General features: G+C 74.9%; 13 protein-coding genes and 1 pseudogene. 7 read left to right on the top strand and 7 right to left on the bottom strand.

Translation table 11 applies throughout. The features are described from left to right. A partial coding sequence (locus tag AC2CHG_RS26510; protein WP_484525811.1) for a twin-arginine translocation signal domain-containing protein occupies positions 1–174 on the bottom strand: 174 nt, incomplete at its 3' end. 100 nt (positions 175–274) lie between these two features. Here AC2CHG_RS26510 and AC2CHG_RS26505 point away from each other — a divergent pair. After that, on the top strand, positions 275–1,573 hold the full coding sequence (locus AC2CHG_RS26505) for an NAD(P)/FAD-dependent oxidoreductase (protein ID WP_484525810.1): 1,299 nt from the start codon (positions 275–277) through the stop codon (positions 1,571–1,573). A gap of 27 nt (positions 1,574–1,600) precedes the next feature. Here AC2CHG_RS26505 and AC2CHG_RS26500 read toward each other — a convergent pair whose 3' ends face one another. The 3 genes from AC2CHG_RS26500 to AC2CHG_RS26490 all read right to left on the bottom strand — a co-directional run bounded on the left by AC2CHG_RS26500 (position 1,601) and on the right by AC2CHG_RS26490 (position 4,593). After that, complete coding sequence (locus AC2CHG_RS26500) at positions 1,601–2,722, bottom strand: AI-2E family transporter (RefSeq protein ID WP_484525809.1); 1,122 nt, start codon at positions 2,720–2,722, stop codon at positions 1,601–1,603. Between the two features lie 39 nt (positions 2,723–2,761). After that, positions 2,762–3,550, bottom strand: coding sequence for a spermidine synthase (locus tag AC2CHG_RS26495; protein ID WP_484525808.1), 789 nt, complete (start codon positions 3,548–3,550; stop codon positions 2,762–2,764). A 71-nt stretch (positions 3,551–3,621) separates the two neighbouring features. Beyond that, positions 3,622–4,593, bottom strand: coding sequence for a DUF2267 domain-containing protein (locus tag AC2CHG_RS26490; RefSeq protein WP_484525807.1), 972 nt, complete (start codon positions 4,591–4,593; stop codon positions 3,622–3,624). 184 nt (positions 4,594–4,777) lie between these two features. Between AC2CHG_RS26490 and AC2CHG_RS26485 the strand changes: the two genes are divergently transcribed. After that, the gene (locus AC2CHG_RS26485) at positions 4,778–5,092 is read left to right on the top strand and encodes a hypothetical protein (protein WP_262015512.1); all 315 of its coding nucleotides are present in this window, start codon (positions 4,778–4,780) and stop codon (positions 5,090–5,092) included. Positions 5,093–5,186: 94 nt separating this feature from the next. Here the strand turns inward: AC2CHG_RS26485 and AC2CHG_RS26480 are convergent, their stop codons facing one another. After that, positions 5,187–5,534, bottom strand: coding sequence for an STAS domain-containing protein (locus tag AC2CHG_RS26480; RefSeq protein ID WP_484525806.1), 348 nt, complete (start codon positions 5,532–5,534; stop codon positions 5,187–5,189). A gap of 43 nt (positions 5,535–5,577) precedes the next feature. Further along, on the bottom strand, positions 5,578–5,922 hold the full coding sequence (locus tag AC2CHG_RS26475) for an STAS domain-containing protein (RefSeq protein WP_194801685.1): 345 nt from the start codon (positions 5,920–5,922) through the stop codon (positions 5,578–5,580). 255 nt (positions 5,923–6,177) lie between these two features. Between AC2CHG_RS26475 and AC2CHG_RS26470 the strand changes: the two genes are divergently transcribed. The 5 genes from AC2CHG_RS26470 to AC2CHG_RS26450 all read left to right on the top strand — a co-directional run bounded on the left by AC2CHG_RS26470 (position 6,178) and on the right by AC2CHG_RS26450 (position 10,527). Next, positions 6,178–7,938: a PP2C family protein-serine/threonine phosphatase gene (locus AC2CHG_RS26470; protein ID WP_262015514.1), complete on the top strand. Its 1,761-nt coding sequence runs from the start codon at positions 6,178–6,180 to the stop codon at positions 7,936–7,938. Further along, positions 7,935–8,981 carry a cobalamin B12-binding domain-containing protein gene (locus AC2CHG_RS26465; RefSeq protein ID WP_355510562.1) on the top strand — a complete coding sequence of 349 codons (1,047 nt, stop codon included), beginning with the start codon at positions 7,935–7,937 and terminating at the stop codon, positions 8,979–8,981. The genes AC2CHG_RS26470 and AC2CHG_RS26465 overlap by 4 nt, the downstream gene beginning before the upstream one ends. 76 nt (positions 8,982–9,057) lie before the next feature. Continuing rightward, entirely contained in the window at positions 9,058–9,405 is a 348-nt protein-coding gene (locus AC2CHG_RS26460; RefSeq protein WP_262015516.1) for an STAS domain-containing protein, read from the top strand. 71 nt (positions 9,406–9,476) lie between these two features. Beyond that, a complete protein-coding gene (locus AC2CHG_RS26455; RefSeq protein WP_262015517.1) occupies positions 9,477–9,923 on the top strand; it encodes a response regulator in 447 nt (148 codons plus the stop codon). 118 nt (positions 9,924–10,041) lie between these two features. Continuing rightward, positions 10,042–10,527, top strand: coding sequence for an ATPase (locus tag AC2CHG_RS26450; RefSeq protein ID WP_135239867.1), 486 nt, complete (start codon positions 10,042–10,044; stop codon positions 10,525–10,527). A 10-nt stretch (positions 10,528–10,537) separates the two neighbouring features. On the opposite strand, the pseudogene AC2CHG_RS26445 reads toward AC2CHG_RS26450, so the two are convergent. Beyond that, positions 10,538–11,054 (bottom strand): annotated as a pseudogene (locus AC2CHG_RS26445) (hypothetical protein); the annotation flags it as partial.

Here is an 11,054-nt window from a genome sequence, read left to right as displayed (position 1 = left end):
CTTCGGGGCGGGCGCGGCGGCCTTCTTGGTGGTCTTGGCGGTGGTCGCGCGGGAGGCCGGGGTGGCGGTGAGCGGGGTGGCGACGGCGGCGGCGGTGGCCGCGGCGGAGGCGGTGAGGAAGGTACGCCGGCTGGACCTCGTGGGCCGACCCTCGGCGGTCTCGTGGTTTCCCATCCCGGCATCCTCGCGCCGATCACGAGGAATGTCCATATAGCCGCTGATGGATGGATCATGGGCACGTTTGTCGCAGGTCTGCCCGGGAACGGCAGCAGGCATGACGAAACCACGTGTGGTGATCGTGGGGGCCGGGTTCGCCGGGTACCACGCGGCCAAGACGTTGCGCCGGCTGGCCCGCGACCGGGCCGAGATCGTCCTGCTGAACACGACCGACTACTTCCTCTACCTGCCGCTGCTGCCCGAGGTGGCGGCCGGCGTGGTGGAGCCGACCCGGATCGCCGTGCCGCTCGCCGGCACGCTCGACGGCGTCCGCGTGGTGGTCGGCGAGGCGGACCGGGTCGACCTGCAGAACCGGTGGGTCGGCTACCGCTCGATCGAGGGCGACCACGGGCAGCTCGCGTACGACCGCCTCGTGCTCAGCGTCGGCAGCGTCAACAAGCTGCTGCCGATCCCCGGTGTCACCGAGTACGCCCACGGCTTCCGCGGCCTGCCCGAGGCGCTGTTCCTGCACGACCACGTGGTCCGGCAGGTCGAGCTGGCCGAGCTGACCGAGGACCCGGCCGAGCAGCGGGCCCGCGCCACGTTCGTGGTGGTCGGCGCCGGCTACACCGGCACCGAGGTGGCCGCGCACGGGCAGCTGTTCACCGACCGGCTGATGGCCCAGCGTCCGCACCTGAAGGTCCGGCCGCGCTGGATGCTGCTGGACGTGGCGCCCCGGGTGCTGCCCGAACTGGACCGGCGGATGTCGGTCACCGCCGACCGGGTGCTGCGCAGACGCGGCGTGGACGTGCGGATGGGCACCTCGGTCGCCGAGGCCACCCCGGACGGGGTGATGCTCACCGACGGCGAGTACGTCCCGACGTGCAGCCTCATCTGGTGCGTCGGCGTACGCCCCGACCCGTTCGTGGCCGAACTGGGGCTGCGCACCGAGAAGGGCCGGCTGGTGGTCGACGAGTTCCTCAACGTCCCCGGCTACCCGGAGGTGTTCGCCTGCGGCGACGCCGCCGCCGTGCCCGACCCGACCCGCCCCGGGCAGGTGTGCGCGATGACCGCGCAGCACGCCCAGCGGCAGGGCAAGCTGGCCGCGCACAACATCGCCGCGTCCTACGGGCAGGGCGTGCGCAAGTCGTACAAGCACCACGACCTGGGCTGGGTGGTGGACCTGGGCGGCAAGGACGCGGCGGCGAACCCGCTGAAGGTGCCGCTCGCAGGGCTGCCCGCGAAGGCCGTCACCCGCGGCTACCACCTGCTCGCCATGCCCGGTAACCGTCCCCGGGTCGCGGCGGACTGGGCGCTCGACGCGACGCTGCCCCGGCCCGCCGTGCAGCTCGGACTGGTCCCGGCGAACGCGGTGCCGCTGGAGAGCGAGTCACCGGAGCTGACCCGCCGCCGCTGAACCGCGCACGCACCCGCCGGCCGGCCCTCACCCGCCGGCCGGCGGCCGTTCCGGCTCTCCCACGTCGGCCGGGCCCGTGTCGGGCGGACCCGCCGGATCGCCGTCGGCGGGCTGGGGCAGCGCCTGCCGCCCGGCCGGCGCGAACTCGCGCAGCAGCACCTGCACGATGCCGGCGGCCGGGATCGCCAGCAGCGCCCCCACCAGCCCGGCCAGCTCGACCGACAGCAGCACGCTGACCAGCACCGTCAACGGGTTCAATCGCACCGCGCGGCCCATGATGACCGGTTGCAACAGGTGGTTCTCCACCTGCTGGTAGACCACGAAGAAGACAAGCACCACGAGGCCGGCGGTGGGGGAGTGCAGGAACGCCGCGCCGGCCGCGGCGAGCGCGCCGAGCGTGGCGCCGACGAGCGGGATCAGGTCGAACACGGCGACCGTCAGCGCGATCACCGCGGCGAACGGCACACCGAGCAGGAACAGCACGACGAACGTCAGACCGCCGCAGATCACGCTGATCAGCAGGTTGCCGCTCAGGTAGCCGGTGACGATCCGGGACGAGTCACGCCCGATGCGCCGCAACCGCGCCGCCGCGCCGTCGCCGGTGAGCCGCAGCGTGGCGGCCACGATCTTCGGCGCCTCCAGGACCATCAGGTACGCCAGCACCACCACGGTGACCAGCGCGGCGACCGCCTGGGCCACGCTGCGGACCACCCCGACGGTCGGGTCGCCGAGCCGGGCGCCGTACCGGCGCAGCTGCCCGGGTTCGGCGTACCGGAGCAGGTGGAAGCGGTCCAGCAGCCGCCCGAGCGGCCCCTGCCCGGCCTGCGCCTCGCGTACGAGGTCCGGCGCCCGGTCGGCGAACCGGCCCACCTCGTCCACCAGCGGCACCACGATCAGCGCGCCGACGGCGGCGAACAGCGCGAACGCGGCCAGGAACACCAGCAGCGTGGCGAGCGCACGCCGGTGTACCCGGCGTTCGAGACGGTCCACGAGCGGTTTGAGGGCGACCGCGAAGAACACCGCCACCAGCCCCCACACCAGCACCCGCCGGGTGGCCCAGACCAGCGCCAGCCCGACCCCGGTGGCGAGGACCAGACCGATCACGATCAGCGTCCGGCGCGCGATGGACCGATCGTCGGCGGCGCTCATCCGGCGCGGCTACCCGCGCTGCGGGTACGAAAACCCGGCTCAGCCCAGATCGGCGTCGGTGACCGGGTGGGCGCCCGCGGCGAACGCGTCGAGCGTCGCGCCGTGCAACACCGTTCCGGGCACCGGGTCGGCGGCGACGCGGGTGGCGAGCCGGATCACCGGGATCCGGCCCGCCGTGGGCGTGGCGGCGAGCACCACGTTGCCGTAGCGGCGTCCGCGCAGCATCCGCCGGTCGGCGACCAGGCAGACGTCGGCGAACACGGCACGCAGCGTGGCCACCTGTGACCGGGTGTGCGCCAGCGGCGGCAGATCGGTGAGGTTGATCAGGTAGAGGCCGTCCGGGCGCAGCACCCGGGCCACCTGCGCGGCGAACTCGACCGCCGCCACCTGCGGCGGCATCCGGGCCGCCCGGTACACGTCGGCCACCACCACGTCGTACGCCCCGGACGGCTCCTCGGCGACCGCCTCCCGGGCGTCGCCGAGCGCGACCACCACCTCCGGCGGCAGCCGCGGCAGCTTCCGCCGGACCAATTCGACCACCCCCGGATCGCGCTCGATCACCCGCTGCGCCGAACCGGGCCGGGTGCTCGCGAGCCAGCGCGGCAGCGTGAGCGCGCCGCCGCCGAGGTGCAGGGCGGTCAGCGCCGTGCCGCGCGGTGCGGCGAGGTCGATCGCGGCGGCGATCCGCCGCACGTACTCGAAGTGCAGGTACCGGGCGTCGGCCACGTCCACGTACGACTGCTCGACCCCGTCGGCCAGCAGCGTGCGCCCGGACGGGCGGGCCGGGTCCACCACGATCTCCAGGGTCTCGGTGTCGTCGTGATCCACGGCGGGACACGGTACCGCGCGGTCGCGGGCGGCCCCGGCCCGCGTGGGACCGGGGCCGCTCCGCCGCCGGGTCAGCCGGCCGCCATCCCGGCGCCGGCCTCGTCGACCGCCGCGTCCACCCGGTGCGCGAGGTCCACGTCCGCCGCCGTCACGCCGTCGACCTGCTGGGTCCGGACCGTCAGCACGGCGTTGTCCGGGTCCGGACGCCCGATCTGCGGCGACCGTCCGACGTCGGACTTGAGCCGGTCCAGCCGGTCGAGGACCCGGTCCAGGTTGCCGCCGGGCAGCTCGATCGTGCGCACGAGCGAGCGCCTGTCGCTGGACCAGTAGGGCAGCGTCGCGAGCGCGTCGCGCAGCTCCGCCTCGGTCAGCGGCGCGGTGGCCGAGGACGCGCCCACCAGGCCGCCGCCGAAGTCGGTCGGCCCGAGCAGGTCACGCAACTCGTCGGGTACGCGCAGCGACTCGACCAGTTCCGCGTCGGCCTCGGCGAGCGCGGCGAGCGTCGCCTCGGCCTGGTAGCGGGCCTGCTCCGGGGTGAGGCGGCTGTACCGGCCGACCTCGGCCAGGAAGCCGGGCAGGTCGGTGCGGCGTTCCATGCCGTACACCGGCACCACGTCGTGCAGGGTCATCGGCACCGCCTCCAGCAGCCGCTCCCGTGCCGCCTCGTCCAGTGCCTGGGCCAGGGCCAGCACGGTGCCCTCCGCCGCGACCTTGGCCGTGGTGAAGTCCACCCCGGCGCGCCGGCTCACGTCGTCGACGAGATCCCGGTAAGCCATCGAGACCCCGGGTGACGGCGTCGGGTCCGGCAGCGGGCGCTGCTGCTCCGCGACGGCGACCGGCGGCGGCGCGGGACCACCCCGGGTGGTGTCCGGCTTGTGCCGTCCGGCCGGCGGCGGGCCGGACCGGTCGTGCTGGTCCAGCGAGGTGACCTGCTTGGACGCGCTCAGGCTGGCGCCGGTCTGGCTCGGCCGCAGCCCTCGTTCGCGGGCCTCGCGGGCCAGGGCCCGGCGGCGCTGGTTGTCGCCCTCCATCTGCTTGCGCATCGTCGCACCTCGTTCCTGGGTCGGTTGCGCTTGCGCCGACCGCGTTCCCGGCGCTGGCGGGAAGGTAACGGCGGACCGCCGGGGCGGACGCTTCACTCGCTGCGGGTGAGGAGCGCTCACCCCGGCGGGCGGCAGGCTCGGACGGACCGGACAACTTCCGACGCACGCGGAAGGGCAGGTCGACATGAAACGGATCGTGGAGATCGTCCCCGCCCGTCCCGGCTGGTACGCCCGTTGGCGCATCGGCCCGGACGACACCCGCTCCTACCCGGTGACCCTGTGGGCGCTGCTGGAACACCACGACGGCAGCGGACGCGAGGTGGTCGGTGTCGACTGTGTCGGGCAGTGGCCCGGCGCGGACGACGACGACATGAGTGGGGACTTCGTCCGTTATCTGTTCCAGACGCCTGATTCCGGCGTGCCCGAGGACGTCGAGCCTCCGCTCGCGGGGCAGTCGCGCGACGAGACGCGGCACCGGCAGGCCGAGCCCGCCGCCTGAGCCATCCTCCCGGCCCCCGGCCCCTGGTCCCAGGGTCGGGGGCCACCCCTGTCCGCCCGTCGCTCAGCCGCTCGACGGGTCGAACCGGGCAGGGTCAGCCGACCTCGCGGACGCCGCCGGTCAGGTCGCGCGGCGGGGCGGCCAGCAGTTCGGCCAGGCCGGTGCGGTCCAGCAGGTGCCTGATCTGCGGGTTCAGGTTGAACAGGCGGATCGCCCCGGTGCCGGCCCGGTGGATCACCACGAGCGCGCTCAGGCCGGAGGAGTCGCAGAGGTTCACCCCGGCGAAGTCGATTTCCAGCTCCTGGTGACCGTCGCGGCGCAGGTCGGCCACGGCGTCGACGAGTTCCGGCGCGGTGTCGAAGTCCAGCTCTCCGGCCAGCCGCACCCGGGTGGAACCGGCGTCGAGCCGGTCCACCTCGATGGTCAACATCTGGGAGGGCACGTTCCCATGTTCCCAGCCGGGCCCGGCCGGGAAACCCCCGGGGTCACGCGGACGCGGCCGAACCCGGCGCGGCGAGGCCCGGCGCGTCGTCGACCGGCGAGCGGTCGAGCAGACCGGTGACGCCGGTCAGGTCGAGGATGGTCTCCAGGAACCGGGGGACCGACCGCAGCTCGATGGTGGTGCCCGCGTGCTGGCCCTCCCGCCAGGCGTGCACGATCACGGACAGGCCGGTGCTGTCCATGAACTGCAGGTCGCCGAAGTCGAACACGAGCGTCACCGGACGCGCGGCGAGCAGCCGGTCGATCTCGGCGCGCAGCGGGGTCGCCGTGGCGTACGCCAGGTCGCCGCCGACGACCACCACCGGAACGGCCGGGTCGGAACGATCCACGGAGATGCTCAGCGGGCTCGCCTCGGGCCTTCTCCGTTGAGGAACCACGTCACGCCTTTCCGCGGGGCTGCCGGCCGGGACCGGGATGACAGGATCGTAACAACAGCGGCATCACCTCGCTGGACGCGCGAGCGGGCCTGGCAGCGCCGTGGGGTGGCGGTCCCGGCATACCGGCGTAGGGTGGGCGGGGAGACGTGACCACAGGCGCCGGGTCCGGCGCCCCCGGGTGTCGACGAGGAGAGTGGGGCTCAGCTGGTGACTGCTGCCGACGTCAGGGGTGCCGACCCGGGCGACGGACGGATCTCCACGCCGAGCGCCGCAAGGGCTCCGGCGTGGTCCGCCGCCGCGCCCGCGCCGTCCGCCCTGCCGCCGCTGGCCGCCGACCGCGACCTCACCGTCCCGAACTGGTCCGAGGTGGTCGAGCACTTCCGTGAGGGCCTGGTCGTCTGCGACGCCGACGGTGTCGTCCAGCACGTGAGCCCGGTCGCGGAGCGCCTGATCCCCGAGGTGACGCCCGGCGAGCTGCTGGCCGCCGCCGGTCCGGCCCCGCTGCGTGGCGACGGGCCGGCCGAGTTCACCCACCACGGGCGGCGGCTGCGCGTACGCCCGGTCGCACTGTCCCACCGCCGGCGCTGCTGGTACGTCGACGACGTCACCGAGATCGTCAGCCGGGCCGACGCGCTGCTGGCCGAGCGGGCCCGCTCGGCGTTCCTCGCCGTGGTCGGCGAGAAGCTCGGCAACCCGCTGCACCCGGACCGGGCCGCCGCCGCGGTGGTGCGCCTGGCCGTGCCCACGGCGGCCGACGTGGCGGTCCTGGTCCTCGCCCCCCGCTCCGGCCGGGCCCGCTGGTGGCGGGCGGTACGCGCCGACGACCGGCCGCCGGTGGTGGACAGCGGGGTGCTGCCCGCCACGGCGCTTCCCGCGGCGATCGAGGCCGGCCTGGCCGGCACCGAGCCGCACGAGCTGGACTGGCTGGTCGAGCAGGCCGCCGACGCGGGTTGGCTGCCCGGCCTGGACACCTCCGGCGCCACCGCGCGGGTGGTGCCGCTGCCCGGCCGGGAGGCGCCCGCGGGCGCGCTGCTGGTGGCCCGGCGCGCCGACCGCTGGTACGACGAGGCCGACGTGGACCTGGTCCGCGCGTTCGCGGCCCGGGCCGGTGCGGCGCTGACCACCGCCATGCTCTACCGCGACCAGGCCGAGGTCGCCGACACGTTGCAGGCCAGCCTGCTGCCGGTCGAGCCGGCCGCCGCGACGGGCGTGCAGTGGGGCACCGCGTACCGGCCGGCGCAGGCCGGGCTGCGCATCGGCGGTGACTTCTACGGCTCGCACCGGCTCGCCGACGGCGGCTCGGTCTTCTTCCTCGGTGACGTGTCCGGCAAGGGCGTGGAGGCGGCCGTGTTCACCGGCCAGCTGCGCCAGTGCCTGCAGGCGCTGCACCGGGTCGAGACGCAGCCGGGGCGGCTGCTGAAGCTGCTCAACGACGCGTTGCTGGAGACCACGCAGGCGCACGGGCAGGGCCGGTTCGCCACCCTGGTGCTCGGCGTGGCCCGGCCGCACCGCGACGGCGGCCTGACGCTGACCCTGGCCGGCGGCGGGCACCTGCCGCCGCTGGTGCTGCGGGAGTCCGGCGAGGTCGAGGTGGTGCCGCTGCGCGGCATGCTGATCGGCGTGGTGCCCGATCCCCGCATCGGCGAGGTGACCGTGCACCTGGCGCCGGGGGAGACCTGCCTGTTCTACAGCGACGGGGTGACCGAGGCGCGCGGCGGCCGGCGCGGCGACGAGCAGTTCGGCCCCGAGCGGCTGCTCCACGCGGTGACCGGCTGCCACCGGATGCCCGCGCCGGCCCTCGCCGAGCGGGTCGAGCAGGTGACCTGCGACTGGCTCGCGCACGGCGACCACGACGACATCGCGGTGCTGGCGCTGCGCGCCACCGGGCCGGCCGGGCGGGTGCCGCGGCACCTGCACGCGGTGCCGGACCCGGCCGTGACCGAACCGACGAGGGAGTTGTCCGCGTGACCGTGCCGACCGTCGAGGCCGACCCGGGCCAGGCCTTCCCCCGCTACCTGGAGTGCCTGGCCGACGCCGACGAGTCCGCCGCCGTGGCGGTGGCCCGAGGGCTGCTGGAAGCGGGTGTGCCGGCCGAGCGGGTGCTGCTGGACCTGGTCGCACCGGCCCAGGCCGAGGTGGGTGAACGCTGGGCCCGCAACGAGTGGAGCGTCGCCCAGGAGCACGCCGCCACCCACATCAGCGAGCGGGTGGTGGCGGCGGTGGCCGCGTACGCCGATCCCCGCCCGACCCGCGGGCGGATCGTGATGGCCTGCATGGACGGCGAGTGGCACGCGCTGCCGGCCCGGCTGGTGGCCGAGGTGCTGCGGCTGCGCGGCTGGCAGGTGGTGTTCCTCGGCGCCAGCGTCCCGGCCGCGCATCTGGTGTCCTACCTGCACCGCTACGACGCGGAGGCGGTGGCGTTGGCCTGCGCGCTGCCGATGCGGCTGCCGCACGCGCACCGGATGGTGGAGGCGTGCCGCCGCTCCGACGTGCCGGTGGTGGTCGGTGGCCGGGGCTTCGGCGACGACGGCCGCTGGGCCCGCGTCCTCGGCGTGCCGTGGGCGCCCGACGCGCCGGCCGCGGCGGACCTGGTGGCCGACGAGCGGGTGTTGCGCGAGACGCCGCCCGCGCGGCTGGACCACCTGGCCGACGACGAGTACGCCAGCCTGGTCAAGCGGCGCGGCGAGCTGATCGACAGCGCCCTGGCCGATCTGCGGGAGCGGGTGCCGTCGACCGCGGACTACACGCCCACGCAGCTCGACTCCACGATCAGCGACCTCGGCTACATCGTGGACTTCCTGGCCGCCGCGCTCTACGTGGACGACGCGACGCTGTTCACCGGGTTCGTCGAGTGGCTGGTGGAGATCCTGGTCAGCCGCGGGGTGCCGGCGGGCGCGGTCGGGCTGACGCTGGAGCACTATGGACAGCAGCTGCGCGACTTCCCGCGCGCGGCCGCCTTCCTCGACCGGGGGAGGGTCCTGGTGGGCGGGTTGTCGGCGGCGGGCCGCTGAGGGGCGGCGGGGCGGCCGTCGCATATACTTGCACCACTGCAAGGATTCGCCTGCGGTGGGAGCGAGAGGGGCCACGGTGACGTTCACCGTCACGTACGCCCAGCGGGACGGGGGCGGCGCCCACCTCCGGCTGGCCGGCGAGCTCGACCTCGGCACGGCCGGAGAGCTGAACTCGGCGATCGACCGGCTGATCGCCGAGGGGCACCGTGAGCTGCTGCTCGATCTCACCGACCTGACGTTCTGCGACTCCACCGGCATCGCGGCGTTCGTCCGGGGGGACAACATCGTCGCCGCCGACGGCGGCTGGCTGCGGCTCACCGGGGCGACCGGGCGGGTCGCCCGGGTGCTCCAGGTGACCGGGCTGGCCGAGGTGCTCCACCACGACCGCGACACCGTCGACCCGACCGCGCCGGCCGCCTCCTGATCCGATACATTTCCCCGCCAGCAGCCGGCCGTGCGGCCGGACGCCCTCCTCACCGAGAAACAGGTAACCCCATGGGTCAGACCAGTCCCAGCCCCGTTCGCATCCTGGTGGTGGACGACGACCCGGGTGACGTCCTGATGATCGAGGAAGCGCTCGCCGACTCCGACGTCGACAAGGTCATCGACGTGGTCGCCGACGGCCAGGAGGCGATGGAGTTCCTCCGCCGCGAGGGCCGGCACACCGAGGCGCAGCGCCCGGACGTGATCCTGCTCGACCTGAACATGCCCCGGATGGACGGGCGGCAGGTGCTCGGCGAGGTCAAGGGTGACGAGAGCCTGCGGACCATCCCGATCGTCGTGCTCACCACCTCCAACGCCGACACCGACGTGGTCAGCAGCTACACGCTGCAGGCCAACGCGTACGTGACGAAGCCGATCGACCTGGACGCCTTCAACGACGTGGTGCGCCGGATCGACGAGTTCTTCGGACGGGTGGTCGTGCTCCCGAAGCACCAGTAGGGGCGGGAAGTCCGGGCCCCCGCATCCTGCACATTTTGTGGGAACGGCCACGCCCGGGAGCGCCCGGACCGCAGGATCGGCTGGTGGGGACGCACACCGGCTGCCTGGGGGGCGACGCATGAGGTTCTCGGTGGTGGAGACCGGCTACGACAGGCGTCAGGTGGACGCCTGCCTGGACGAGCTGAGCCTGCGGCTCGGGCGGCTGGCGGCGCGTGCGGAGGGCGCCGCCGGGGCCGGCCGGGAGTGGGACCAGATCCGGTCGGACGCCCTGCACCTGTGCGACTTCCTGCATCGCCGTACCGCCCCGGTCGAGGGCGGCACGTCCCGCCCGCCGGCGGCCGAACGCGAGGCCGCCGAGCTGCTGGCGCAGGCCCGCGCCGAACTGGAGGCCGCCCGCGAGGAGGCCCGCCGGTTGCGGGAGGAGGCGTACGCCGAGGCCGTGCGGGCCCGCCGCGAGTTCGAGGCGGCCCTGCTGGCCCGCCGGCGCCGGGAGTCCCGGGTCGACGAGATCCTGGCCGGCGCGCGGGGCGATCGGGTGGCGGTGGACACCCCCACCGCCGCGGCGGGCGTGCGCCCCGGTGGCGGCGGGCGCAGCGCCGCCTGACCCGCGCCGGTCAGACCAGCGCCGCCACCACGGTCGTGGCGCGCTTCTCGTGCCGGGCGTACGCGTCGGGGTAGGCGGACACCTGCACCGCCTGGGCCGCGGCGGTGACGCTCATGTCCGCCCAGCCGGGTACCTCGCGCAGCGCGGCGTAGAAGGCCCGGGCCGCGTACGCGGGCCGCATGAGCTGGGCGACGGTGCCCCAGCCGCTGCTGGGCCGCTGCTGGAACAGCCCGACCGAGTCGTGGTCGGAGCCGCTGCCCTGGTGCGGATGGTCGAACGACTCGGGCAGCACGTCGCTGGCCAGGTTGTAGAGGTCGCTCTCCTGCATGGCGGTGGCGACGGCGACGACCAGGGCCCGGCGGGGCATCTTCATCTCCCGCCCCACGTCGACGATGGCCTTGGCGTTGTCCATCTGCCGCTGGTCCAGGCCGGCGACCGGCCGGGGGCGCTTGGGCGGCGCAGGCTTGCGCGGCGGCTTCTTCGTCGCCGGGGTGGCGCTGGGCGTGGGGGCGGGCGGCGGCAGGGCC

This window comes from Micromonospora sp. ATLC20 (assembly GCF_057196585.1).
Note: the sequence above shows the minus strand (reverse complement) of the source record. Positions and strands in the feature narration are given on the sequence as shown.